At 50.3% G+C, this 26,145-nt stretch carries 22 protein-coding genes and 1 riboswitch; of the genes, 13 read left to right on the top strand and 9 right to left on the bottom strand.

Annotated features, from left to right (window positions below; translation table 11 throughout):
- Position 1: 1 nt before the first annotated feature.
- Positions 2 to 433: an antitoxin Xre-like helix-turn-helix domain-containing protein gene (locus tag AC2YIT_RS17180; RefSeq protein ID WP_487279963.1), complete on the bottom strand. Its 432-nt coding sequence runs from the start codon at positions 431 to 433 to the stop codon at positions 2 to 4.
- A gap of 134 nt (positions 434 to 567) precedes the next feature.
- On the opposite strand from AC2YIT_RS17180, the gene AC2YIT_RS17175 reads away from it, so the two are divergent.
- Both AC2YIT_RS17175 and AC2YIT_RS17170 read left to right on the top strand, forming a co-directional pair.
- Entirely contained in the window at positions 568 to 3,423 is a 2,856-nt protein-coding gene (locus tag AC2YIT_RS17175) for a PVC-type heme-binding CxxCH protein (protein WP_487279962.1), read from the top strand.
- Positions 3,424 to 3,678: 255 nt separating this feature from the next.
- Entirely contained in the window at positions 3,679 to 4,161 is a 483-nt protein-coding gene (locus AC2YIT_RS17170; protein ID WP_430849001.1) for a low affinity iron permease family protein, read from the top strand.
- Here the strand turns inward: AC2YIT_RS17170 and AC2YIT_RS17165 are convergent, their stop codons facing one another.
- Positions 4,162 to 5,349, bottom strand: a complete 1,188-nt coding sequence (locus AC2YIT_RS17165; RefSeq protein WP_487279961.1) for a DUF748 domain-containing protein — start codon at positions 5,347 to 5,349, stop codon at positions 4,162 to 4,164.
- A gap of 180 nt (positions 5,350 to 5,529) precedes the next feature.
- Between AC2YIT_RS17165 and AC2YIT_RS17160 the strand changes: the two genes are divergently transcribed.
- The 4 genes from AC2YIT_RS17160 to AC2YIT_RS17145 all read left to right on the top strand — a co-directional run bounded on the left by AC2YIT_RS17160 (position 5,530) and on the right by AC2YIT_RS17145 (position 10,471).
- Complete coding sequence (locus AC2YIT_RS17160; RefSeq protein ID WP_487279960.1) at positions 5,530 to 5,871, top strand: YciI family protein; 342 nt, start codon at positions 5,530 to 5,532, stop codon at positions 5,869 to 5,871.
- 143 nt (positions 5,872 to 6,014) lie between these two features.
- Positions 6,015 to 6,356 carry a YciI family protein gene (locus AC2YIT_RS17155; RefSeq protein ID WP_430848995.1) on the top strand — a complete coding sequence of 114 codons (342 nt, stop codon included), beginning with the start codon at positions 6,015 to 6,017 and terminating at the stop codon, positions 6,354 to 6,356.
- Between the two features lie 59 nt (positions 6,357 to 6,415).
- Complete coding sequence (locus tag AC2YIT_RS17150; RefSeq protein WP_487279959.1) at positions 6,416 to 7,654, top strand: RNA polymerase sigma factor; 1,239 nt, start codon at positions 6,416 to 6,418, stop codon at positions 7,652 to 7,654.
- 312 nt (positions 7,655 to 7,966) lie between these two features.
- Entirely contained in the window at positions 7,967 to 10,471 is a 2,505-nt protein-coding gene (locus AC2YIT_RS17145; protein ID WP_487279958.1) for a glycoside hydrolase family 95 protein, read from the top strand.
- A gap of 74 nt (positions 10,472 to 10,545) precedes the next feature.
- Here the strand turns inward: AC2YIT_RS17145 and AC2YIT_RS17140 are convergent, their stop codons facing one another.
- From AC2YIT_RS17140 to AC2YIT_RS17125, 4 genes are read right to left on the bottom strand one after another with little or no spacing between them, the layout of a single operon-like run.
- Positions 10,546 to 11,253 (bottom strand): LytR/AlgR family response regulator transcription factor, encoded by a 708-nt coding sequence (locus AC2YIT_RS17140; protein ID WP_487279957.1) that lies wholly within the window; start codon positions 11,251 to 11,253, stop codon positions 10,546 to 10,548.
- A 24-nt stretch (positions 11,254 to 11,277) separates the two neighbouring features.
- Positions 11,278 to 11,838 (bottom strand): hypothetical protein, encoded by a 561-nt coding sequence (locus AC2YIT_RS17135; protein ID WP_487279956.1) that lies wholly within the window; start codon positions 11,836 to 11,838, stop codon positions 11,278 to 11,280.
- Between the two features lie 16 nt (positions 11,839 to 11,854).
- A complete protein-coding gene (locus tag AC2YIT_RS17130; protein WP_487279955.1) occupies positions 11,855 to 12,361 on the bottom strand; it encodes a hypothetical protein in 507 nt (168 codons plus the stop codon).
- Between the two features lie 12 nt (positions 12,362 to 12,373).
- Positions 12,374 to 13,462, bottom strand: coding sequence for a sensor histidine kinase (locus tag AC2YIT_RS17125; protein WP_430848983.1), 1,089 nt, complete (start codon positions 13,460 to 13,462; stop codon positions 12,374 to 12,376).
- 155 nt (positions 13,463 to 13,617) lie between these two features.
- On the opposite strand from AC2YIT_RS17125, the gene AC2YIT_RS17120 reads away from it, so the two are divergent.
- The 5 genes from AC2YIT_RS17120 (at position 13,618) to AC2YIT_RS17100 (ending at position 21,595) form a co-directional block, all read left to right on the top strand.
- On the top strand, positions 13,618 to 14,607 hold the full coding sequence (locus AC2YIT_RS17120) for a hypothetical protein (protein WP_487279954.1): 990 nt from the start codon (positions 13,618 to 13,620) through the stop codon (positions 14,605 to 14,607).
- A 136-nt stretch (positions 14,608 to 14,743) separates the two neighbouring features.
- Positions 14,744 to 15,592, top strand: coding sequence for a CHRD domain-containing protein (locus tag AC2YIT_RS17115; RefSeq protein ID WP_487279953.1), 849 nt, complete (start codon positions 14,744 to 14,746; stop codon positions 15,590 to 15,592).
- 234 nt (positions 15,593 to 15,826) lie between these two features.
- Positions 15,827 to 16,750 (top strand): nuclear transport factor 2 family protein, encoded by a 924-nt coding sequence (locus tag AC2YIT_RS17110; protein ID WP_487279952.1) that lies wholly within the window; start codon positions 15,827 to 15,829, stop codon positions 16,748 to 16,750.
- Between the two features lie 132 nt (positions 16,751 to 16,882).
- The gene (locus AC2YIT_RS17105) at positions 16,883 to 20,098 is read left to right on the top strand and encodes a SusC/RagA family TonB-linked outer membrane protein (RefSeq protein WP_487279951.1); all 3,216 of its coding nucleotides are present in this window, start codon (positions 16,883 to 16,885) and stop codon (positions 20,096 to 20,098) included.
- A gap of 12 nt (positions 20,099 to 20,110) precedes the next feature.
- A complete protein-coding gene (locus AC2YIT_RS17100; protein WP_487279950.1) occupies positions 20,111 to 21,595 on the top strand; it encodes a SusD/RagB family nutrient-binding outer membrane lipoprotein in 1,485 nt (494 codons plus the stop codon).
- A gap of 69 nt (positions 21,596 to 21,664) precedes the next feature.
- Here the strand turns inward: AC2YIT_RS17100 and AC2YIT_RS17095 are convergent, their stop codons facing one another.
- Positions 21,665 to 21,841, bottom strand: a complete 177-nt coding sequence (locus AC2YIT_RS17095) for a hypothetical protein (protein ID WP_430848971.1) — start codon at positions 21,839 to 21,841, stop codon at positions 21,665 to 21,667.
- 81 nt (positions 21,842 to 21,922) lie between these two features.
- Here AC2YIT_RS17095 and AC2YIT_RS17090 point away from each other — a divergent pair, with 81 nt between their 5' ends.
- Positions 21,923 to 22,111: a hypothetical protein gene (locus AC2YIT_RS17090; RefSeq protein WP_430848969.1), complete on the top strand. Its 189-nt coding sequence runs from the start codon at positions 21,923 to 21,925 to the stop codon at positions 22,109 to 22,111.
- 11 nt (positions 22,112 to 22,122) lie between these two features.
- Here AC2YIT_RS17090 and AC2YIT_RS17085 read toward each other — a convergent pair whose 3' ends face one another.
- Both AC2YIT_RS17085 and AC2YIT_RS17080 read right to left on the bottom strand, forming a co-directional pair.
- Positions 22,123 to 24,327, bottom strand: coding sequence for a TonB-dependent receptor plug domain-containing protein (locus AC2YIT_RS17085; protein ID WP_487279949.1), 2,205 nt, complete (start codon positions 24,325 to 24,327; stop codon positions 22,123 to 22,125).
- Between the two features lie 2 nt (positions 24,328 to 24,329).
- Positions 24,330 to 25,016 carry a hypothetical protein gene (locus AC2YIT_RS17080; protein WP_487279948.1) on the bottom strand — a complete coding sequence of 229 codons (687 nt, stop codon included), beginning with the start codon at positions 25,014 to 25,016 and terminating at the stop codon, positions 24,330 to 24,332.
- 103 nt (positions 25,017 to 25,119) lie between these two features.
- Positions 25,120 to 25,387, bottom strand: a riboswitch (cobalamin riboswitch).
- A 302-nt stretch (positions 25,388 to 25,689) separates the two neighbouring features.
- On the opposite strand from AC2YIT_RS17080, the gene AC2YIT_RS17075 reads away from it, so the two are divergent.
- Positions 25,690 to 26,112 (top strand): hypothetical protein, encoded by a 423-nt coding sequence (locus AC2YIT_RS17075; RefSeq protein WP_487279947.1) that lies wholly within the window; start codon positions 25,690 to 25,692, stop codon positions 26,110 to 26,112.
- The last annotated feature ends 33 nt before the right edge of the window (positions 26,113 to 26,145 follow it).

Here is a 26,145-nt window from a genome sequence, read left to right as displayed (position 1 = left end):
TTTACGCCGGATAACCTTCGGCCATTTTATCGAGTTCCTCGCTTAGAAAATCCACACCACCGCCTGTCGTCAGCCAGTCCGCGGGTTTTTCCGTCGAATTCCAGAATGGTTTTTGCAGCCAGTAGTTGAACTCGTCGATCGTTCCGAAAAACTCTTCCCCCTTTTCAAAAAGCGCGATCAGTTTCAAAAGATGCTCTCCATAAAGCGGTTCCAACGGTTTTTGAGCCTCTTTGTAGTTGCTGATAGTACGGGCAGACACGTTCATGATGGCTGCCAATCTCCGTTCCGGCATTTTGATTGCCTCCGCGAAATCATAGAAAACTTTGGTGTGTAGACCTTTTCGGGCAGAGAGCGCAATGGAAAAATTGCTGTCCATGGCGATGTGATTGAATTTGGATTTCAAATTGGACCCGGGTTGAGCAAAGGCTTTCATGGCAAAGAAGATTAGGTACTCAAATATAGGAATTTTTTCAAAATCAAAACTGAATTTTTTCCAGTAAGTATAAACATAGTGTTGTCCTCCTTTATTCCTCAACTTTTAAAACCGAAATTCCTAAACAGTTAAGTATGATCAGGTTGACACACATGCTCGTTCCGTTGGCATTGGCCATCGTGACCCTCCCGGCGCAGGACCTCCTCGCGCAAAAAACAACTACCACACAACCTACTGAGAAGTTCGATCGGGACTATGCCCTGGAAGCGACCATGCTCGGTTTTTTTGCCAAGGATGGCTCCCGGAACCCCACATTGAAAGCGAACAAAGGAGACCGCGTGCGGATCACCATCACGAATGGCGAATTGATGACACACGATATCGCGCTCGAAAAGCTGGGTATCAAAAGCAAAGTGATTATTGAAAAAGGGACCAGTACCAGCATTACGTTCAAAGCCGAGCAGAGCGATACCTATTTCTGTTCAGTGCCCGGGCACCGTGCTGCGGGGATGGTTGGCAGTTTTGAAGTGGTAGAAGGGGTTATCTCCAACGAAACGGTGGCGGGACAGCTTCCTGTGAAAGACGGGCAGCCACTGAACCTGGGTTTTGAAACAGGCGACCTGAAAAACTGGACGGCAACGGGCGACGCATTCGCGAATGCGCTTTTCAGCTCCGATCCTTCCCCGGTCCATGAAAAGGAAATGAACATAGGCTATGAAGGGAAGTATTTCCTCAGCAGCGGTGGTACGCTTAACTACAAGCAAACCGGTACCCTGACTTCCGTGCCATTTCAGGTTACGCATCCATTCGCGGCATTTCGGGTATCGGGCGGCGCGTTGCAGGATACCCGCGTGGAAATCGTGACGGCCGCTGATAACAAGGTCATTTACCACATTACCGGCCAGGGCCGGGCTACATTGCAGCCAGCGGTCGTGGACCTGCAACCGTACCTGAACAAGGAGATTTTTATCCGCATCGTCGATAACGAGACCGGCATTTCTCAGATTCCTTACATTCCCAACGACAAATGGGCGCATATTAATTTTGATGATTTTCGCTTTTACCCCAGCCGGCCTGATTTCCCCAATGAGTTGAAACAGAAGGATATCATCATTCTTCCGCCGTTGGATCCTGTCTTGAACGCGGGCTTGTCGGGAACGGATGCGGCTAGGGCCATGACGCCTCCGCAGGGCTTCAAGATCACGTTGGCAGCCGCAGAACCGGATATTATCAGGCCCATCAGCTTCACTGTCGATTACCGAGGAAGGCTTTGGGTGGTTGAAGGACATACTTACCCGGTACGCGCTGCGGAAGGGCAGGGCAGGGACAAAATCCTGATTTTTGAAGATACTAACGGCGACGGTACGCTCGACAAACGCAAGGTATTTGCGGAAAACCTGAACCTCATCAGCGGTATCGAAGTGGGAATGGGAGGGGTGTGGCTGGGTTCGGCGCCTAACCTGCTGTTTATTCCTGCGGATTTTAAAAATGACAAGCCCGCTGGTCCACCGCAGATATTGCTCGATGGCTGGGGCCTGGAAGATACGCATGAAGTCCTCAACAACCTTCGCTGGGGACCAGACGGCTGGCTGTATGGCACACACGGCGTGTTTACGCATTCCAATGTAGGCAAGCCCGGAGCGCCGGACTCGGAACGGACCAAAATCAATGCCGGCGTATGGCGCTATCACCCGACGTCGCACAAATTCGAAGTTTTCGCGGAAGGATCGAGCAATCCGTGGGGTATTGATTTCAATGACTACGGGCACCCGTTCATTACCGTGTGCGTGATCCCGCATATGTATCATGTGATACAGGGGGCACGCTACCAGCGGCAGGCAGGAAAGCACTTCAATCCCTACACTTACGACGACATTAAGACCATCGCCGACCACGTGCATTGGGTAGGTGAGCGCGGGCCGCATGCGGGTAACTTCCGCTCCGCATCCGCGGGAGGCGGGCACGCGCATGCGGGAGCGATGATCTACCTCGGCAACAGCTGGCCGAAGGAGTACCGCAATGATATTTTCATGAACAATATCAACGGCGCGCGTCTCAATATAGATCACCTTACCCGCTCGGGATCCGGTTATGAAGCAACCCACAAGAAGGACTTCATGGCCATGAACGATTCCTGGTCGCAGTGGCTGAACTTTAAGTATGACGCGAGCGGATCCGTTTGGGCGATCGACTGGTACGACAAGAACCAGTGCCACAGCCCGAATCCCGACGTGCACAACAAAACCATGGGCCGGATATTTAAAATAAGCCATGACAACGATAAATGGGTACAGGTGGACTTATCCAAAGCATCCGATATGGAGCTGGTGAATCATCAATTGAACCCCAATGAATGGTACGTTCGGCAGGCACGGACCATTTTGCAGGAGCGGGGGCCAAATAAAAAGGTGCACAAGGCATTGAAAGAAATACTCGCGAAGAATCCGGATGAAACCAGGAAGCTCCGCGCATTATGGACGCTCCACGTGACCAAAGGGCTCACCGAAAAGGAGCTGGCCGATTTGCTTTCAAATGACAGCGAATACATTCGCAGCTGGTCGATACAACTGCTGACGGAAAGTAAATCGGTCTCGCCGGAAACGTTGAAAAAGTTTGTTGAAATGGCGCAAAAAGATAATTCGAAGCTGGTGAGGCTGTATTTAACCTCCGGAATGCTCCGTCTCGACCCTTCCCAACGCTGGGACGTGCTGGATGCATTGGTACAAAAGACCGATGATAAGGACGACCACAACCTGCCGCTCATGGAGTGGTATGCCGCCGAGCCTCTGGCGCCGATTGATGCCAAACGGGCATTGCAGCTGGCCGAAAAATCCAGGTTTCCGAAGATGCTGCCTTACATGATCCAGCGCGTGGAAGCGATTGGTACTGAGGAATCTAAAAAAGTGCTGAAAGACTATCAAAAGGTGGGTAAAACCGAAAGCCTGCATCCTCACGTTGACCATGCAACCGGAACCGCAATGAACCATTGAGAATCAAAAGGGCTTCACGTAGAAGCCCTTTTTTAATAACGTTGAGTAGAATAGTGAAGTAATACTACAAATATATGCGAAGAAATTTATTTAAAAACATGACGAAAGTCATAATGGTGATTTTAATTGTCTATGGATGAACAATGGCGCATTAACTACTCGTCAGACTGGCATATTTTTTATTGGAAAACCAGGCAGAGAAATAGAATTTCCGCCCGAAAGATCGGAGATTGCCTTTATCAACATTGCTTATTTATGGAAAGGGGAAAAATTAATTTTTTTGAGAAAATGGCTACCCGCATCACAGCATGGACGGGTAGTTCAACGGCATTCGGCGTAGCATTCGGGATCATACTTGTCTGGGGGATTACCGGACCGATCTTTGGGTATTCCGATACGTGGCAGCTGGTGATCAATACCGGTACGACGATCGTCACTTTTCTGATGGTTTTCCTGATCCAAAAATCACAGAACAAAGACTCGAAAGCCATTCAATTGAAACTGAATGAACTGATTGGAGCCAGCCGTTATGCAAGCAACCGGATGGTCGATATTGAAGACCTGAGTGAGGCGGAACTCGACGTGCTGCGTAAGTTTTACCAGAAACTGGCGGAAATGTCGGAAGAGGACGGCGACATTCATACTTCGCATTCCATCGATGCCGCTCAACGACTGCATAAGCACAAGCAGGGCGGATTTTCTGGACTCACAAATGGCGATACCGGCTCACAGGAATAGCTATTTATCTTTTTTCTTGCCCTTTTTTCCCTTCTTGTTTTCGTCGTCATCTTTGGAGAAGATCTTTTGAAAAAAGGTCTTCTTCTCTTTTTTATCCTCCTTCACCGACGCAATGCTGATCTCATTGTCGATGGAAGGCTGGATAGCGTGTATAAATGCATTCTGCAGAATATTGACGATGGCCACCCATACATTCGTTTTGGGATCGTCGAGCCTGCCCTGAAAGGGGATTTTGGTTGCTACCTGGTCTTTATTTTTGTTTTCAAACAACTTGCCTGCGCCTCCCGCAACGGCTTCCCACAGCTTCCTCAGTAGGTTGTCCTTCCGGTCTTCCTTACCCAAAATATCCAGATTTTTGATTACCGGCTTTACATATCCCTTGAATTCCTCGTCTTTCGCCGCCACCTCTGTATACAGCCCGAAGCGCCCATCGTTGACATCCACTTTGGCATATGCCTGGAAAAAGTCGTTTAGCTTTACCAGATTGGTATGGGTCAGTTCGGCACTCATATCGAAGGTGGGAGCGTTGGCCAGCGGGTTGAGCCTGGCATCAAAACGGAGCTTCCCCTCATACACATCCGCGGTTGCGTGAATGGTTGCCGGCAGTACAGCCGATGAATCGTAGCTATTACGGAGGTTTTGGGCAAGCAGATTCACGTTGGTCATGGCAATGTCGACATTTGGTTTGGAGCTGAAATCCTTATATTGGATCGCCCCTCCCCGCAGCTCGCAGCGGTTGATGTTCAAAGGCATGAACTGGTCCAGTATCTTACGGAAATCGGCGGAGTCTTTCACCACCTCTTTCGGCTCGACTTTATCTTTGGTGAAGCGAAGGTAAGGTCTCTGAAAAACCATTTCGCCCACGATGGAACCTTTGAGCAGTGCCTTCCATTCGATCGACAGGTCGATCTCTTTGGATGCGAAAAAGGGCGTCTGGCTAACGGAGTCTTCGCCCGGGCCATCCATCTTGTTGATGTAAATGCTGTCGATCCGGTAAGCTCCACGGATAATGGCAAGGTCGATATCGTCAATATGTCCGTAATACCCGTTCATATTGGCGAGGCTTTTGTTGGCAAAATGGAGGACGACGTACGGTAGAATCAGTCGGATTATTACAATGGCGATTACAATCCCGATTAATATTTTGGTCGTGCGTCTTTTTTTTGAATGCGTGCGTGTGGTGGTCATTCCAAATTCTGTTTGCAATGAGATGCGATTGATTTTTAGGCCGCTTATTGAAACAATCGTACCAAGGCAGCTACACACTTTTGCAGGTTTCGTAATTTTTTTTGAGAAAAAGTTAAATTTTTGTCCAGCCTTGCGCCGGCCATTCGTCAACAGGCTTTAAAACTTAAACCTTATATCGAAATGAATGATTTTCTGTTTGTTTTTAGAAATGATCCGGGGATAATGGCTGGAATGTCTCCCGACGAACTGCAAACCAGCATGCAGAAATGGATGGACTGGATTGGTGGCATTGCGGCCCAGGGCAAACTCGTGGACCGCGGAAACCAACTGGCGAACGAGGGCAATGTGGTAAGGCCGGCGAAGGTCGTCACTGACGGTCCTTATATCGAAACAAAGGAGTCCATCGGAGGCTTCATCATGGTGCGGGCGGAATCATTGGGCGAAGCAACCGAAATGGCCAAAGGCTGCCCGATCCTGGTTGCCGGAGGTAATGTCGAAGTACGACCGATTATCAAAGTATAACTTTGTCGGAACGGAGATAAGTCCTTTTACCAGCAAGGGTCTTTTACAAGCATCCGAAATTTTTTCAATAAAAAATTAAACTTCTGTCCAGTCTGGTGCCGGCTGTTCGTCAACAAGCTTTAAAACTTAAACTTTAGATCAAAATGAAAGACTTCATGTTTGTTTTCAGAAATGATCCTTCCACTTTGGCCGATCGCTCACCCGAGGAAATGCAGGCCAGCATGCAGAAATGGATGGACTGGATCGGAGGAATTGCTGCGCAAGGCAAGCTGATCGACCGGGGCAACCGGTTGAATCCGGCAGGTAAGGTGGTAAAACCCTCGCTGGCCATCACCGACGGTCCGTATATCGAAACGAAGGAGTCAGTAGGCGGCTACACAATGGTGCGGGCGGAGTCGCTGGACGAAGCAACCGAAATGGCCAAGGGCTGTCCGATCCTGCTCTTCGGCGGCAATGTCGAAGTGAGAGAGATAGACCGTATATAACCGTACCCGCATGTTCCACAAGCCTTTGTAACCAGCAAAGGCTTTTTTAATTTAACGCCATGGAAAACCAGGAGTTGATACCACACTTGTTCAGGACAGAATACCGCAAGATCACGGCGGTATTAGGTAAGACATTCGGTTTGGAGCACATCGAAATTGCCCAGGATATCGCCAGTGATACATTTTTGCTCGCTTCCGAAATGTGGGCGATTAAGGGAATACCGGATAATCCCGTGGCGTGGCTTTACACCGTGGCACGCAATAAAACACTCGATTACCTTCGGCGTGACAAGCTTTTTAAAGAGAAAGTCAGTGGTCAGGTGGTGCGGAACAGCCCGGTGGGTGATGAAATAGATGTCGATCTATCGGCCCGGAACATTACCGACAGCCAGTTGCAGATGATGTTCGCCATATGCCATCCGTCTCTCCCTGTCGAATCGCAAATTGGCCTCGCGCTCAATGTTTTGTGCGGCTTCGGGATTAACGAGATCGCCAGCGCGTTTCTGACTAATAAGGAGACCATCAATAAGCGGCTTTACCGGGCCAGGGAAAAACTGCGTGCCGAGCAGGTGAAAATGGAGTTTCCCGATGAAACCGAGATTGAGGCGCGCCTGGAAGCGGTTTTAAAAACGTTGTACCTGCTTTTCAACGAAGGTTTTTACTCGGCAGGAAAAGATGTCACGTTGCGAAAGGATGTTTGCATTGAAGCCATGTGGCTCACAAAAATGCTGACAGAAAATCCGGGCACCGACCGGCCGCCCGTTAACGCACTGCTTGCGCTGATGTGTTTTCATGCATCGCGTTTCGAGGCACGCATTAATCCCCAGGGTGAAACCGTGCTCTACCAGGATCAGGACGATAGCCTCTGGGACGCGGCGTTGATCAACCGGGGCGAGTGCTACCTCAACCGCGCATCCATTGGCCAGCAGCTTTCCCGCTACCACCTCGAAGCCGCGATCGGCTATTGGCACACTATCAAGGCCGACACTCCTGAAAAATGGGAGCGTATTCTTCAATACTACAACCAGTTGCTCATTCTGGAATATTCGCCCATCGCCGCGCTGAACCGCACCTATGCTTTGGCCAAAGCCCGGTCCAAAGCCGAGGCCATCCGTGAAGCCGAGAAACTGAATCTTGCCGACAACCATTTATACCACTCGCTGTTGGGAGAATTGTATTTGGGGATCGACGATGCGAAAGCGCTGGGATATTTCAATGCGGCGGTTGGTCTGGCGAAGTCGCGCGCGGACCGTCAGCTATTGGTGGAGAAGATAAGGAAGGTAAGCGAGGTTGGATAACATCTATTTTAATGCATGCAGATAGTATCTTTTTTTCGGTGGTGAGCGAAGCATATTTGAATGCAGATCCTGATGTTACCGGCAAAATACTGGATTAGATCAACCTTTTTCACATTCACCCGCCTCATTAAGCTTTTATTAATACCCCTGTTAATCCTGCCCGCCTAATTTGCCCATCGTTTTACTCTGCTAGCTCGCATCAGCTATTTCCGAGCTGTGTTTGAGACCGGTTAACCAAACTTTAACAAGCGAGAGCATTAAAAATCTCCATTTGTGTCCTCTTAACGCAAAGGATAACAAATACACTTTTGCATGAAACACCTACTACTAAGTCTCACTCTTTTTGTTTTCACCAATCAGATTTTTGCGCAAACGCCCGGCGTGGCGACGCCCGACGTAGCGACGCCCGACGCATTGAAGCTCTGGTATAAAAAGCCTGCCGGAAATACCTGGACCGACGCATTGCCGGTGGGGAATGGCCGGCTGGGCGCCATGGTGTATGGTAATCCCGAAAAAGAGGTACTTAAACTCAACGAATCGACGGTGTGGGCAGGTGGTCCCAACCGGAACGACAACCCGAATGCTCTTGCCGCATTACCCGAGGTGCGCAGGCTGATCTTCGAAGGCAAACACGATGAGGCTGCCAAGCTCGCCGCGGAGAAAATCGAGTCGAAGACAACGAACGGGATGATGTACCAACCCGTCGGTAACTTGAATATCGCCTTTCCGGGTCACGACAATTTCACAAATTATTACCGCGAACTCGACATTGAGCAAGCAGTGGCGACCACTTCCTACACCGTCGACGGCGTGAAATATACCCGGCAGGTCATCGCATCGGTGCCGGATCAGGTGATTGCAATTCGGCTGACGGCCGATAAACCTGGCAAACTCACATTCACTTCGTTTTTGAACAGTCCGCAGAAGGGAGAAAGGAGGATGGAGAAAGGAGGAAGGATGATTTTTGCAGGAATCAGCGGAGATAAGGAAGGAATTAAGGGCCAGGTAGCGTTTCGCGCGCATGTGCTGGTAGCGCCCGAGGGCGGGCAAATGAGCGGGGGAGATACCTCGCTGACGGTAAGTAAGGCGAATGCGGCCACGATTTACATTTCTATTGCCACCAATTTCGTGAATTACAAAACGCTGACGGCGAACCCGCAAGCCAAAGCGGACCAGTACCTGGGCAAAGCCGCCGCAAAGCCATTTCATACAATTCTGAAAAGCCACATTGCTGCCTATCAGCATTATTTCAATAGGGTAAAACTCGATTTGGGGACTTCGGAAGCCGCTCAATGGCCTACGGATGAGCGTATTGTGAAATTCGCTTCGGGGTACGATCCGCAATTGGTGGCATTGTACTTCCAGTTTGGGCGGTATTTGCTGATTTCTTCCTCGCAGCCGGGTGGCAATGGAATGCCGGTAGGGCAGCCGGCTAATTTGCAAGGCATCTGGAACCAGCAAATGAACCCGCCGTGGGGCAGTAAGTATACCATCAATATCAATACCGAAATGAATTATTGGCCCGCGGAGGTTACCAACCTCACCGAACTGCACGAACCGCTGGTTCAAATGGTGAAAGAACTGTCGGAGACGGGGCAGGAGACGGCCCGTGTAATGTATGGCGCGAAAGGCTGGCTTGCACACCACAACACCGACTTATGGCGCATTACCGGCCCGGTTGACCCGATTTTTTACGCCATGTGGCCGATGGGCGGAGCCTGGCTGAGTACGCATTTGTGGGAAAAATATTGCTATTCGGGTGATAAGGAGTACCTCAGATCGGTATACCCGGCGCTGAAAGGATCGGCGCAGTTCTTTGTCGACTTCCTGGTGCCCGAGCCCACACATCAATGGCTGGTAGTGGTACCTGGGATGTCGCCTGAAAATGCCCCGGCGATTCGCCCGAAGACGACGATCGGTGCAGGGAATACGATGGATAACCAGATCGTGTACGACATTTTTACTGCCACGATCCGTGCGGCGGAGGCGCTTGGAACCGATTCCGATTTTGTCAAAACATTGAAAACCAAACGCGCGCAGCTGCCTCCCATGCAAGTCGGGAAATTCGGACAGTTGCAGGAATGGCTCGAAGACCTCGACAGCCCCGAGGACAAGCATCGCCATATTTCGCATTTATACGGATTGTACCCTTCGCATCAGCTTTCGGCTTACCGCACGCCTGAGCTTTTCAGCGCGGCGAGGACTTCGCTGGAACACCGGGGAGACGTTTCTACCGGCTGGTCGATGGGCTGGAAAGTGAATTGGTGGGCCCGCCTGCTCGATGGCAACCGTGCTTACAAACTCATTACCGACCAGCTTTCACCCGTGAACGCGCCTGGCAAGAAAGGCGGTGGCGGTACTTACACCAACCTATTCGATGCACACCCGCCTTTTCAGATTGACGGTAACTTCGGATGTACGGCCGGCATTGCCGAAATGCTTATGCAAAGCCACGACGGCGCCATTCATTTGCTCCCAGCCATTCCCGACAGCTGGAAAAACGGGTCGATCAGCGGCTTGCGGGCGCGTGGCGGTTTCGAAATTGTGACATTGGAATGGAAAGAGGGAAAGGTTTCAAAGTTGGTTATTAAATCAAATCTGGGTGGAAACTGCCGGTTGAGATTGCCTAATGCACTGAAAGGCCATTCGCTGGCGCTCGCCGGAGGCAACCCGAATAGCAATCCATTTTATCAACTGATGGATATTCCCAAGCCAATAGTTTCTCCTGCTGCCCAGATTACCGCTTTAAAGTTGCCGGAAACGGCTTTGTACGATTTCAAAACAGAAAAAGGAAAGACTTACACTTTTACCCGCTGACCTAACCGTTATTATGAATGGCTCTGTGATTCTCAAAAGGTATCTGACCAAATACTAACTATGGCCGGCGAATATCAGCGGCCTGTCAACTGAATCACCTCCTCCTTGTAATTCCTCCCGATCGGAATCTGATGACTGCCCCAGATAATCCGGTTTCTTTCTATCCGCCGGATTTTGTCGATGGCCATAATGAACGACTTGTGCACGCGCAGGAAGCGGGCGGGCGGAAAGATATCGAGCATGGCCTTCACGGAGCCTTTGATGACGACTTTACCGGTGCTGGTATGGATAATGGCGTAATCTTTCAGTCCCTGGATATGGGAAATATCGTCGAAAGCAAGGCGGACGCGCTGGACGCCGCTTTTGACAAATACAAAGTCTGGTTTCTCTTCCGACAGGTTCTGTTCCAGGTCGGCATTCTGTTCTTTCAATTGCAGGAAATCACGCACTTTTTCGAGGGAATGCTGGAAACGGGGAAATGAAATGGGCTTTAAGAGAAAATCAATGACGCCAAGTTCGTAACCTTCGAAGGCATAGTCGCGGTAGGCGGTGGTGAAAACGGTAATGGGCGGTTGCGGTAGTGATTTCAGGAAGTCGATGCCGTTCATTTCAGGCATTTCAATATCCAGAAACAGGACATCCGGCTCGTGCGCTTGCAGGTACCCGAGCGCGTCACGGGCATTGCCGAACTGCACGGCACCCGTAATGCCCGATTTGCACAGGTATTCTTCCAGTATTCCCCTCGCGAGAGGTTCGTCATCGATGATCACGCATTGCAGCATACGTCAGGATTTTTGTCCGGAAAATCAGTCAGTGGCCCGGTTGGAGACCCGGTTGGAGACCCGGTTGGAGACCCGGTTGGAGACCCGGTTGGAAACCCGGTTGAAGGTGTAGCTCAGATAGTCGCCGCCGACCATGAGTTTTTTCGAACCGTCGAGTATAAATAACACATTTTCGTCGCCTTTCAGCAGGAAGATCGATTTTTCGGGCTGATCGGGATCGAGTTGGATGACGGTTGCATCCGGGTTTTCGGCGGAGCCTTTCACGAGCGTCCATTTACCGGTTCGCGGTTTGTCCCGGAAAAGTGAGCCATTCCATTGGTAAGTAGTCGGATTTTTGGTTTGAGGGTCTTGGTAGAACGTAAACCCCCATTTCAGTTTTTCGCAGTTGGACTGGACAGAAATGTGCATGATGGACGCCATCGTCTGGCAAGGCACGCGGCCATGGAATACGCCCCATACATCCGGCCCTTCGGCGATGGGACTACGAGTGGTCGTTTGGGAAGGCACATTGGCGGGTATTGTAGATTGTGCCGACACGTTTTGCAGCGTTATGACGCAAGCGGAGAGGAAAAACAATGCTTTCATGGCTGACGGACGTTTATTACAGATTAGCGTTCTGTTTGTTGAAAGTATAACTGAAACCCGCATTGCCGATCATTAAATGACCTTGCGTATCCAATAAATGCAGCATACGATCGCTCATCTGCAAAAGGGTAATAGCACCTTCCGAGGCAGTTGGCTGCAAGGTGAAGATCTGCTTGCCTGGTATTTTGCCGGTGTTTTTGGAGATAACCCATTTCCCCGAAATCTCCTTACTGAACCCATCATTCATGAAGCCCTGCGTGCCGGGCTTGGTCATGCCGTAGGTGTATTGCAGTTTGAAATCGTCGCGGCCCAGGTTGCGCGGATCGCGGCGGAGCGTGAGGCGCCATTTGATCATTTCGCAATCCAGGTTAGCAGGGATCGCCAGCAGATGCCTCGGGACGGCGTCGCAGGGTGTGGCGGCGACGAATATTTCAGGTTCGGGCGATACGAGGCCGGGTGTGACCCAGCTTATTGCAGCGCCAATTGTGGATATTAAAAGCGGAAGCAGGATGTACTTTTTCATGGCAAGTTCTGATTATGTGTTGGCCAAATTGATTTCCATAAAAACACTGAAACGTTCCTTTTGATCATCGATTTGCAGGCTGTGGCGTGACGGGTACAGCAGTTCCAACCGCTTGCGGAGGTTGGCAAGGCCGATGCCTCCTTTGCTATCATTCGTCGCAGCTTTCCCCGCAGGATTCGATTTGCTGTTTTCAATCGTTACTTTCAGGGCCGACGGGCCGACGTGTATCTTTCCATGCAGCCAGCCTTTTTCGGATTTACGGCTTACACCGTGCTTGAATGCGTTTTCGACCAACGGCAGTAGCAGGAGCGGGGCGATTTCTTTTCCGTCGGGATCGCCGGCAATTTCCAGCGAAATATCCGGGTTATTGTCGTAGCGGATCCTTTCGAGCTCAATGTAGTTGTGCAAATAGCTGATCTCCTTGTCGAGCGAAACCGTGCTGTCGTCGCTGTCGTAGAGCATATACTCCATCATTTCGGATAATTTCAGTACCATTTCCGGCGCCAGATCCGATTTCTTTAAAGTTAATGCGTACAGGTTGTTGAGTATGTTGAAAAGGAAATGCGGGTTCACTTGCGAGCGGAGGAAATTGACTTCCGCATTCAGTTTTTCGACCACGATCTGTTGCAGGATGCGTTGTTGCTCATACCAATCGATGCTTAGTTTGAGCGCGACCATCAGCGCCAGGTACCAGAGTGTGCTGAAAAAGTTATAGGACAGTGCTTCCACGATATTGCTGTTCCGCATCGGACCGATCACGTACCCGTACAGATAGTAATCAAAGAAAGATTGAATGAAGAGGTACCCCAGGATTGACAGCAGCACCATTCCGAAATACTGGCCGTACTTTTTCCTTGAAAGGTATTTAGGTAAAAAGTAATGCAGGTTCAAGTACGCAATGACGATCAGCAGGACCACGCGGGCGGCGACGCAGATCGCGAAATAGTTGAGGCTTGCCTTGAAAATCAGGTAGCGTTTTTCATACAGGAAAAAGCCCGTCACCAGCAGCCAGTAGCAGGCATGTACCAGCGCATACTTGACAGAAACCGTTCGGTTTGAGAACGGAAGCCTTACTTGCTTTTCCAGGAAGGGCGTTTCCATAGGCGTGTTTTGAAATGATGTGGTAAATGAATGGAAAAGATCGCCGGGAATGAAATTATATCGACCAACGCATGAAAAAGTAGAGGAAAGTAATGGTAACTGCGTTAATTTCGGATCCGCTTATTTGGTTGTATTTATAATTTTAATTTACACACATGCCTTCTAATTTTTGGCGAAGCCCTGCTGCGTTGCTGATCTGTTTTTTTCTTGTTGTGGCGGTACGTTTCAACCGGAACGATCTGCTGGTAAAGCGCTCGCTGGGAGATGCCGCTTTTTATATCGGAAACGTGCAGTTTCTGAGAGGTGAGCATGTAGCGTTTTACTTACAGGCCCCCTTTAATGAACGCTTGCTTGTGACGATTGCGGCATCACAATTACCGTTTGATCCGATGACATCCATCAATATCATTAACGTTATCTTCCTGCTTGCGGCGATCTGGCTTCTTTACAAGCTTCTGGAACATTTCAAGCTGGACAACAAGCTTATTTGGACAGGTTTATACCTGTTCGTAATTTCTTTTCCGACATTTTATTATAGTACGATCGGCTATGTCGACTCAGGTGTTTTGCTGATGATTTTTGCCGGAACCTACGCTATTTATAAGGAAAACCACCTGCTGTTTCTGCTTGCCGTGGTTTTGGGGACCATTGCCAAGGAAGGGATTGTGCTGTTAATCCCCGTTGCGGTTGCCTATGGATTTACCAAAAAGGATAACCGATGGTATTATTCGGCCATCGCCGGATTATTGCTTTACCTGGTAGCATGGGGCCTGGTAAAGAAGTACATTCCCAATGGCCATGGCAGCACGCCGGTGCTTTTTTGGCAGCCAATTACGTGGCGCATTGTCGATAACTTCACCCGCTCACATGCCTATCTAAGCTCGATTCTGAGTTTCGGCATTCCGGGGGTTTTATGCTGTTATTACCTGTTAAAATTCGGGAACGCTGTAAAAAGTGCCTGGAAAGACGAACTGCCGTTATGGGTAGGTACCATAGGAGGCTACCTGCTTTGGTTTTACACGCTTTTTTTCCGCCCATACCGATGGCCGCTTTTTCTGGGTAGCCTATTGTTTTCCTATCATTTTATCTTTGCTCTGGTGGCGCCGTTTCGGGAAGCCTTATTACAGATAATACGACGGGAGTAACACCTTGGTCAGTTGTGGTTTGATAAATTATTCCTTAATATTTTATTCATTTCGGTTATCCGTAACTGTGGGTATTTAATTGTAATTTTAGAGGAATGCTTTATATAAATCTTTCAACTCAATCCAACAAAGCCAAATGATGAAAGTTCTATGTAAGTTTGGACTGGTATGGCTGCTCGTCGCGCTGTTTACGGCATGTGATGACCACGATACCCCGCAGGATGTTGTCAGGCAGAATGGTTTACCGCTGAGCGGTTCGCAGGAGATGCCGGCAAAGGAAACTCAGGCTACCGGCTGGGCCGATGTATCGTATAACAAAACGACCCACTTGCTCACATTTACGCTCAATTGGGCCAATCTGACAGGGATTCCCACAGGCGCGCATATACACGGGATCGCGGCGCGTGGAACCAATGCTGCTGTCAAATTCGATTTCTTTTCGGCTATTCCAAAGACTACGACGGGCACCTATTCGACTTCAGTAGTCGTGGACGGAACGATGATCAACGAAAACGACCTGCTGAACGGGCTGTACTATTTCAATATTCACACTCCGACCAATCCCGGTGGTGAGATCCGCGGGCAAATCGAGTTTTACGATCAGCCGCATATTGTTGTCGCTAAAGGTCTGATGCTCCAGGGGACGCAGCAAGTGCCGCCTGTTGTTTCAGCTGCGGCGGGAACGGTAGATGTGATGTACAACAAATCGACAAAATTGCTGAGCTATTTCATCAAATGGAAAGACCTGGAAGCTACGCCGACAGGCTCTCATATTCACGGAACGGCGGCCCCGGGCTCCAATGCACCGGTTCAGCATGACTTTTTTACCAATTTTCCTAAAACACTATCAGGGGAATTCTCCAACTCAGTGATTGTGGATGAGGTGAAGATCAAGGAAGCGGAGCTGCTCAATGGGCTGTATTATTTCAACATTCATAACGTGCTGCATCCGGCCGGAGAAATCCGCGCGCAGATTGTGTTCTGATCTTTTTCAAGCATTTAAACGCAATCCCGCTCCTTATGCATGGGGCGGGATTGTTTTATTTAAATACACCTAAGAACTGACGAACGGCATAGTCCGGTATTGATACGACGATTTTATTCTACAAAGGCATTTTGCCGATACTTTGGGTCGTTCGTCGATGGTACTGTCCGCTGCTTTTACTATTGCTTAAGATGCTGTATCATTGTGTTATAACTCCTGACTAGATCGTTCGCAATGTCCCGACTTGTACATATTCCGCATCAAAGCGCGCGGTTTTTCCGGTGGCGCTGGATGCTTTGTTTCGCGTTGGGTTTGGGCTGCGTATATAGCGTAAGGTCACAGCAGATCGACCCCGATCTGGCAACATTGATTCGAGAGGAAAAAGCATTTGCGGCCAAAGCGGAGAGAACGGATGTGCCGACCGCCTTTCTGGCATACCTGGATAGTGCAGGCGTGATATTCAATGGGGAAGGGGCCGTGAACGGCATAGCGCAATACAGCAATGTCCCGAAAGGCGGCAAGGACCTGTTGAAATGGTATCCCACTATCGGCCATGTTTCGCAGGATGGTGACATGGGTTTTACATCCGGTCCGTTTCAATTTTTGTCTGATCGGGCGCAGGAGGCAGTGGGTTCGGGTTACTTTTTTTCGGTTTGGAAGAAGAATACTGCCGGGCGGTTCAAGGTAATGCTCGACGGCGGCGTGATCCATTCCGGTAATGCGACGGAAGCATTCCAGCGCGATCCTGAACCGCAAAGCAATGCGGCATACGCGTATATTTCGCCGATTCCGAAGGTAAATGAGCGCTCTCCTCAGCCCTGGAAGGCGGAAGATGCATTTTCCGAAGCGGCCGGAAAAGACGCCGATCAAGCCTACAAGCAATTCTTGGCCGATGAAGTCGTGTTATTGAGGAGTGACCGACCGTTTGGTAAAACCAAAGCGGAAGCACTTGGTACACTAGCGCAGCAGTCAATTCAATCATACCAATTTATCAGGTCAGGACAAGTTATTTCCAAAGCAGGTGACCTCGCTTATTGTTTCGGCAAAGCTAAGGCTGTGAAGGGCGACAAAACTGTGGAAGGGTTCTTTACCCGCGTCTGGCAGCACCGGCCCGAAGGCTGGAAGATCGTTGCCGAGCAGGTTAACCTGTTTCGTTAAAAACTAACGCATTCATTTTCACGCCGGCCAAAACCGGAGAATGGGAGCATTGTGCCCGCTGCATTGCTTCAAGCCTTTGCCGCGCCTTCGCGCAGGCAACACGTGCGTATTTTTTACCAATCCATATATACCATGAAAAATATCTATTCACTCTGGTGCATGCTATTGCTGCCGGCAATTCATGCGATCGCACAAGACAGGACGGTGACCGGTTCGGTGACCGCGAAGGACGACGGTACCGCGCTCGCGGGGGTTAATATCAAGGTCAGGAATGCCCACATCGGTACGCAGACCAACGGAAATGGGGAGTATTCTATTAAAGTGGGAAGTGATACTACCGTGCTCGTTTTTAGTTATATCGGTTTTGAAACACAGGAAATAAAGGTAGGCGGCCGCTCGAAACTCGACATTTCGCTTGCGCAGGACACGCGGCAACTGGGCGAAGTGGTGGTAACGGCATTAGGCATCCGGCGGGAAGAAAAGTCGATCGGTTTCGGGGCTCAGAAACTCGACGGCGGAGAGCTGAGCAATGTACGGGAGGCAAACCTGGTGCATTCGCTCTCGGGCAAGCTCGCGGGCGTGCAGGTAGCGGGTAACACGGGCTCGATGGGCGGCTCGGCGAAGATCAATATCAGGGGTATCAATTCGATTTACGGTAACAATAACCCGCTCTTCGTTGTGGACGGAATGCCGATGGAAAACCGGAATACCAACTCGCTCGAACAACAACGCGGGGCGGGCGGCTATGACTTCGGGAATTCCATCCAGGACTTAAACCCGAACGACGTCGAGAATGTGACGGTGCTCAAAGGAGCGGCAGCCACGGCATTGTATGGCAGCCGGGGTTCGAACGGGGTGATTGTGATTACTACTAAAAAAGGCGGCAAATCGCGGAAGCCTAACCTGAGCTACACTTTCGGCTACAATATCGACAAGGTGTATAAACTGCCGCGTTACCAGAATAAATATGGCGGCGGCTACCGTTTTCAGAAGCTGTATTACAATGATAACCCGGAGGCTTTCCCCGATGACCGCAAGGGCAGTTATGACGATAACGACGGGAAAGGTCGCTATGATTTGCTTCCGCAATACGCCACCGACGAATCGTGGGGTCCGAAATTCGAGGGGCAGCTTTACAGGCCGTATTGGAGCTGGGACAGAGATAGCAAGAATCCGGATTTCGGCAAAGTGGTACCCTGGGAAGCGCAGCCGAACAATATCAGGAGTTTCTTTGAGACCGGAAGCACCTTTAACCACAACATTTCCCTCGACGGCGCTACCGATAAAGGCTCGTACCGTATTTCCTATTCCAATTTCGACCAGAAATTCATCCTGCCGAATTCCAAGCTAACGCGCCATAATGCGAGCATCAATGCCAGCTATGAGGCCATCAAGAACCTGACGATCTCAGGCGCCGCGAACTTTGTGACACATTCGGCCAAAGGCAGGCCCGGAACCGGTTATGGCGACGATGGTGCGAACGTGATGGTACAGTTTACTCAGTGGGGCCAGCGGCAGATCGATTTCAACAAAATGAAGGAATACGAACTGCCCGACGGCACACAGCTTACCTGGAACCGCTCATCGTGGTTCAACCCCACGCCCCGGTATTCGAACAACCCGTATTGGGTAAGGCACAAAAACTACGAAACCGACGGCCGCACGCGCGTTTTTGGTAACCTCGCTGCGAGTTACAAACTGGCCGAAGGGCTCACCGCAGAGGTGAAATATATGACGGACACTTATTTTGAAACGCAGGAAGAGAGGGTTGCCATTGGCTCGCAGTACACGTCGCAATACTGGCTGAGTAAATACGGGCATTTGGAAAACAATATTCAGGGATTGCTGTCCTATAATAAGCTTTTTACCAAAGACTTTTCCTGGAATGCCAACGTGGGTGTGAACCGTATGACCCGCACCGGCTCTACGCTCATTTCGAAAACGGTGGACGGGCTGAGCTCGAATGTTTTCAGCCTGGAAGCATCGATGGGCCGGCCGGATATTACGGACTTGAAAACCAAAAAACGCATTAATTCCGTATTCGCGAGCTCTTCATTGGGATACAAGGACATGCTTTTCCTCGATCTGGGTGCGCGAAACGACTGGTCATCGACATTGCCGGTGAAGCACAATTCGTATTTCTACCCCTCCGGTTCGGTATCGTGGATCGCCTCCGGGCTGATCGACGCAAACTGGCTGAATTTCCTGAAAGTCCGCGCGGCGCTCGCCCAGGTGGGCAACGACACCGATCCGTACAATGTGACGCTGGCATATCTGCTTTACCAGCCATTCGGTACGGATTCGCGCGTTTCGGTGCCCAATACGTTGCCCAACCCGGATCTGAAACCGGAAATTACCTCAGAATACGAGTTTGGTACCGAGCTGAAAGTGCTCAACAACCGGTTGGGGCTGAATTTGTCGTATTACAACCGCCGCACCCGGAACCAGATTATCCCGCTGAGCCGCTCGGCTGCTACGGGTGCCACCTATAAGTATGTGAATGCAGGTTTGCTTCAAAACAAAGGTATTGAGCTGAGCCTGAATGCGTCACCGGTTTCCGCCGGCAACTTCAAATGGGACGTTACGCTGAACTGGGCGAAGAATCATAACAAGATCGTGCGCCTTACCACCGATCAGAAGACGATGGTGTTAGCCAGCGCGCCGTTCGCTGTGCAGTTGGAAGCCCGCGAAGGAGAGTCGTTCGGCTCCATTGTGGGTTATGATTTTGTATACAACGAAAAAGGCCAGAAAGTAGTGAATGAGGACGGGGTGTACCTGCGATCCGACGAGCAGAAAGTGCTGGGTTCAGTGCTGCCGTCATTTACCGGCGGGGTGATCAATGCGTTCCGCTACAAAGGTTTTAACCTCTCGGCGCTGGTCGATTTTCAGAAAGGCGGCAGCTTCTTCTCGACTACGCAAATGTTTGGCCGTGAGACGGGTATCCTGGAAGAAACCGCAGCGGGGAGGATTCGTGAAGATGGTATCATCGCCGAAGGCGTGAAGCAGGACGGCACGCCTAACGACGTAGTTATTTCAGCGCGTGATCATTATAGCAGCAACGGGAACGGTGGCTATAATATCAACTCGATCGACGTAATTGACGCCAGCTATATTTACCTGCGCGAGGTCAGCCTGGGATATAACCTGCCTGAGGGATGGGTTTCCAGAACGCCGTTCAGCAAAGTGCGTGTGGCGCTCACCGGCAGGAATTTGTGGTTGATCAAATCGAATTCCAAACACGTCGATCCTACTGCGATCACCAATTCCATTTCCAACTGGCAGGGGCTCGAAGGCGGCGCGCTGCCGTCCGTCCGCTCGATGGGCGTGAATGTTTCTTTCGGATTTTAAATGAGAACAGCTATGAAAAATATCAGGAAAATAACCAGCGCATTACTGCTAACCTCGGCGTTGGCCTGTACCGACGGTTTTGAGGAAATGAACAAGGACCCTAACCGTGCAGAACATGCTACTTCGGCGCAGTTGCTCACGAATGCGCAATACAATTTTTCCACCAACATTACCGATGAGTGGAACAATGGCCGCTTTGGAATGTATTATGCCCAATACTGGTCGTCGACCTACTACTCGGATGAGAGCCGCTACCAGATCCGTGAAAGTACCAACCAGATCATGTGGAACTCCTTTTACACCGATGTACTGAGTGAGTTACACGAAGCGCAAAAAGTGGAGCAGGAATCGCAATGGGCGGGATATAAAAACCGCATTGCCATCGCCGGGATCGTGAAGGCATATACCTACCATTTCCTGACCGATATTTACGGTGGCCCCATTCCTTATGCCGAGGCGTTGAATGCCGACGACGTCACGCCTGCATATAATACGGGAGAGGAGGTTTACGCCGGCTTGCTGACCAGCCTGGACGAGCACATCGAGAATCTCGATGCTGCCGAACCGAGCTACGCCACAGGCGATGTTTTATATGGCGGCGACGTGAATGCCTGGAAACGCTTCGCCAACTCGCTTCGGCTACGCATCGCGTTACGCATGATCGACGCGAAACCTGCAGAAGCCACAGAAGCGATCAAAAAATCGCTGGATTCGGCCAATGGAGGCATTATCAGTACGCAGGAACAAAGTGCCCTGTTCCGCTGGTTGCCTTCGCCGCCGAACAACAACCCGATGAACCAGTCGTTCAAAGTGCGTGTGGATTTCTCGATGTCGAAGCCGTTTATTGATTATCTCAAACTCTACGACGATCCCCGGCTGCCTGTTTTCGCGCAACCGCGCCTGAATACCAATGATTATGTAGGCGAAGTGTACGGGCAGGAAAGCAGTGATGCAAGCTCCAACGGCGACCCGACGTTGGTGAGTTTACCATCGAACTATGCAGTAGGCGCTACTGCCCCGACTATCTGGCTGGATCTGGCCGAAGTGAAATTCATGCTCGCTGAAATCCAGGCCAGGGAGCTGAAAGTCGGGCTTACCGGCACCGCGGCCCAATATTACCAGGAGGGTATCACTGCCTCTATGCGCTTCGCTGGCGTACGCGAGGAAAGCGTTACAGTTTACCTCAAAAAAGTGCCTTACAATGTCGCTAAATGGAAGGACAGCATCGGCTCACAGAAATGGATAGCCATGTACACCCAGGGCATTCAGGGCTGGCTCGAACGCCTCCGGCTGGACTTCAAGGACCCGATCACGGGCAAGGCCATTTTCGCTCTCCCTGCGGACGGTTCCCTCGATCCGGACGTTACCGACATCTCCAAGCGTATGACCTATCCACTCGTCGAAGCCTCACTCAACGGCGCGCATTACCGGACCGCGTTGGAGAAACTGGGCGGTAGAAATAGTAAGGGGACGAAGAATTGGTGGGATAAGTACTAATTATCAGCCGGTCGCAACGGTAACCGTTCGTTGCGACCGGGTTTGGTAATTTTGTTGCATGACAAAAATTTACACACTATCATCAGCCTTTACTTTTAATGCGACGGGTGAAAAAGTAGATGCGGTGGCGTCGCCTGCCAGCCGTTCGGAGATAGTGGCTTCGAGAGGCGCTTTCCAGTTTAATTTCCTTTCTCTTTTGAAGGAGTATACGGTGTACAAACTCCAAGTCGGATCAGATCCTGTCATTCATGGACTTGTTGCTTTCAGGCCGACTCGCGGCAAAAACGTTAGTTGATTTGTACTTTAAAAATGCTTAATTTTAGATATATGGAACGAACAGTGAAAAATAGAAGCTACAAAGAGGTCTCGTGGGAAGATGAAGATCCGAAAGGTCCTATGATGGTCTGGAATGGCCCGAGATCGAAGGAGGATGTCGAATTTATGAGCAATTGGGCGATGGCAAGAAAAATCGAGCTAGAAAAAGAAAAAGCCCAATCGGCCGGTAAAACCGATTAGGCGCTATTATATCAAAAACTCTTCAAATACCGCACGGAAAGCGCTCTCCCAGGAAGGTTATAGCCGCGCTTCTCGTAGTAATTTTCGTCGGTCGCATTGTTTAGTTTCAATGCGATAGTGTGGCCGCCGGGGATTTTGAATTGTGCGGCGAAATCCAACACCATATATTGTGGATACTCGATCTCAGGATTGATGGGATCAGTGTAGTCGATATCCTTCCTTACCCCAACCGCCCTTCCTGAGAGCCGTACTTGCAGCCATTTCAAGTTGTCATAAGCCCATCCAAAATTGAAAGTATTGCGGGCGACATTCTGAATGTCGCGGCGTATTTCGGAGGCATCGGTGCCTACGATGAGTTCTTTCGCTTTAATTATGGAATTACCGTTCCAGAATGCCTTCAATGAATAGCGATAATCGCTTTTTGCCCCAAAATCATAAGACAGCTCGGTTTCAAGACCTGTGATTTCAGCATCTGCTGCGTTAACAAATGTGGCGCGGGAAACAATCACGTCGCCGTTTTCCAAAGGCTCGTTTACGACTCTGATGATTTTAGCAATGCGGTTATCGACGTTGGTACTGTAGAACGTCACATTGGCCGCGAAACCGGATTGTGGTTTGGCGAAATCCAGGCCCAGGTCCCAACTCAGGCTGCTTTCGTTTTTCAGGTCAGGATTACCGGCTGTGACGGCAATGCGGCCCTTGGAATCGCGTACTTCGTTGTAACCAGCTACGCTGTATGCGTCGGTGGTGACGAAGGCCCGGCCGATGTTGGCTTTCGCGCGGAGCGATGGCAGAAGGGCATAGGTAGCTCCCAGGCTCGGGCTGGCGAAAGGCGTTGTTTTTTTACCGGCTTTGTAGGTAGGCAGCAACGGCGTTTCGCGTACGTCGAAGGTAACGTGGTCGAGGCGGATTCCTGGTTGTAACGTAAGTTTTCCAAAACTCAATAATGCCTGTGCGAAGAATGCACTGGAAATCAATGCATATTCGGGCTGAGTAGGAGCACGTTCGGTAGTGTCGTTGGTCCAGCGGCGGCTGTTAGTGGATGCATTGAGATAATCGTAGCCCCATATCACCGAATGCCGGCCGAGCTTCCAGACGTCTTTCACCTGTATGCCTTTCCATGCATTATGTCCTTGTGCGGAACGGAATGGCACCACCGGTTTACCCGACACATTCTGGGTGTAGTTTTTGGTGTTCTCTTCCGAAGTATACACTTTCACGCTCGGGCTATGTTGCCCGACTTGCCCGGTTAATGAGATATCAAGCGCCTGACGATCAATATCCTTGGTACTGGCTTCTGTACTGCCCGAGGACAGCTCTCCTGGTGATTCTACATCCCGCGCCTGGAATTGCTCCCCACGCACATCCACCCGCCAGCGATCGTTGATCTGATAACCCAACCTTAACGCACCGGAAAAATAATGCAGCTTGGTGAACGGCCGCCGGTTGCCGTCACCGGTTGTTTCGTTAGTTTCAACGACGGGACGGTCGGTGTAGTTCTTTTGCGCATGTTTGTAGCCGAATGCATTGCGGAGCCAGTTATCCTCACCGATTTTGTAATCCTTGGATCTTTCCAGATAGCTGAATGACAAATCGTAATCCAGTTTGGAAGTAATATTGCCGCCTGTGTTGAGGCCGGCCTGTAATGTCTTGAAACTTCCATATTCCAGAAATGCATTGCCGCCGGGCGTACCTTTGGAGCGTTGGGTAATGACGTTGATCACACCGCCCATGGCTTGCGAGCCGTACAGTGACGACGCGGGGCCTTTCAGTACTTCAATCCGTTCAACACCATTCAGATTGATCTGGGAAAGGTTGGTTGCACCCGCCGGGCGGCCATCGATGAGCAACAGCGTCCGCTGGTTTAATCCTGAAAACTGCGGACGAAATCCCCTGATACCGATGCCGGAAGACAGATTGGGGTACTGGATCACATCCACCGCGGCTGCTTTTCGGACAATATCGGTCAGGTCGGCGGAGGGCGTCATCTGAATATCCTCTTTGGAAATAATATCCAGCTTCTGAGCGATCTTTTCCTTTTTGGTTTCAAAACGGGTGGCAGTTACCACGATCGGATCGAGCAGCTTTTTAGCCGTCGAATCCGCGTTGCTTTCCTGGGCGGATGCTGCCGACTGCGCTACGGTTGAAATGGCTAGTAGTGAGAGCAATAAGCCGCCGACTGAAATGTGGGCGGGGCGGTAGAATTGGGTATACATTGTTAGAATTGAAATGATTCAAAAAGAGTGATACCGCCGATCAGAATCGAGAATACACCGACCGCGTAGTTGACGATCATCAGAAAACGTTCGCGTTTCCCGGCGAAACGGCCGATGGAAAAGGCGAAAAAATAGCCGTACGCTGACATGGAGAGGATAATGCCGATACTTTGCAGTACAATGATCCAAACGGCGGTCATGGCATCGCGGGCCGCGAGTGTAAGTGCCACTGCGCACGCCCCGCCCGTACCGGCAAGACCGTGCACCATGCCTACCCAGAATGAGCGGCTCACCCTGCGTTCGACTGGCGCCGGTACGGGAGCGTCTGTTTTGAAATTCCGGCGGATCGCCATAATGCCGAGCCAGATCATCAGCGGGCCGACTAATAGCTCAACCTGGTCGGCAATGTGCAGCGACATCGTAGATTTGAGCAAAAGCACCAGAACGGCGAATAGAATTAGTGTGAGTGAATGCCCCAGCGCCCAGTGGGAGGATCGCCAAATGAGTTTCCATCGAATGGCCGGGTTCAGTGGGGTCACCCCCGGCTGGGCCGCTCCCGGCCGGACCGCTCCTGGGGCCGCACTATTGTTTTCTTCCGTGGCAAGAACCGAAACCGCAGCCATATGGTCGGGTTCGAAGGAATGCTGCACACCCAGGAGCAGCGAGTCAATAAGCAGATACTGGATCATTTGGATTTCCGCATAAATTAAAACATAACTTATGGGAGAATGCAGGGAGTAGCGCAGCCGCAATGCAGCCTGCCGTTTCCTCTTGCCTTTCTTCCCGAAAGCAAAACCGGATTATTCAACGGCAGGTCTTCTGGCTCGTTCAGCTCTTGCGCCTTCCCAGGAGTAATGATTGAATGACTGAATTTTGAATGATTGAATGATCGAATACTTTTTATTCAATCATTCAAAATTCAATCATTCAAAATTATATCCCAGTGACATCTTACAAGAACATCGTTTATTGAACTTACAGCAGCGGGTACTGCTCCGGATTTGCACCGGATTCCCTTTTAATCACGCCGGGGGCGCGAACCAATGAATAGACAAAGCTAGGTGTTTTTGTTGGAGATAAGCCAGAAAAATAGCTGAATACCGCTAACTTTACGGCATTAAAAGTTCTTTAACATACTTCTCCAACAGGAAAAGGGATTGCGTATCAACGCATTCCGGGGGAATCGTCGGGGCCACCCATGTGGTGGAGTCACGAGCTGTCGCGCAACTGTAAAGGATTAATGATTGAATGACCGAATGATTGAATATTTACTATTCAATCATTCAATCATCGCACCGGCGACCCGGTCAGTTTTTCAATCATTGAACTAAGCCAGAACACCCATCCTTTTCCTTGTTGACAATGCTTTCGCGGTATGAAGCAGGGTCTGGTTTGGATATTCGTCGGTTTTCGCCGCTTTGCGGTCCGACGCTCACCTGGCGTGTTGCTGCCTGGGGAGTTCCTTTCTGTTTCCTGCTGATTATTTTGCTTGTCTGTCAGCGCACATCAAATCTTGATTTTTCAGGCTGCTTTGATTTTCGAAGGACTGCGACTGCTGTGAATGATGTTCAGGACTTCAATACGTTCCGGCTTGATACGGTAAATGACCAGGTATCTGCCATGTTGCAGGTTTCGGCACATGCCGGTTTTAGTCGGAATGAAACGACAGATGGGATGATGAAGATATTCAGAAGAAAGCTGATTGAGTTTCTTGAACCATACGATTTACCTCCTCGTCGGTCATCGGCTGACCGGGAAGCGCGTAGTTGGTTTTCAATGTTTTGATTTTTCCCATAATCAAAAATGATAGGGATTTAA

The organism is Dyadobacter sp. SRI_021 (genome assembly GCF_057586235.1).
The sequence above is the reverse complement of the archived record's forward strand: the minus strand, read 5'-3'. Positions and strand labels throughout refer to the sequence as shown.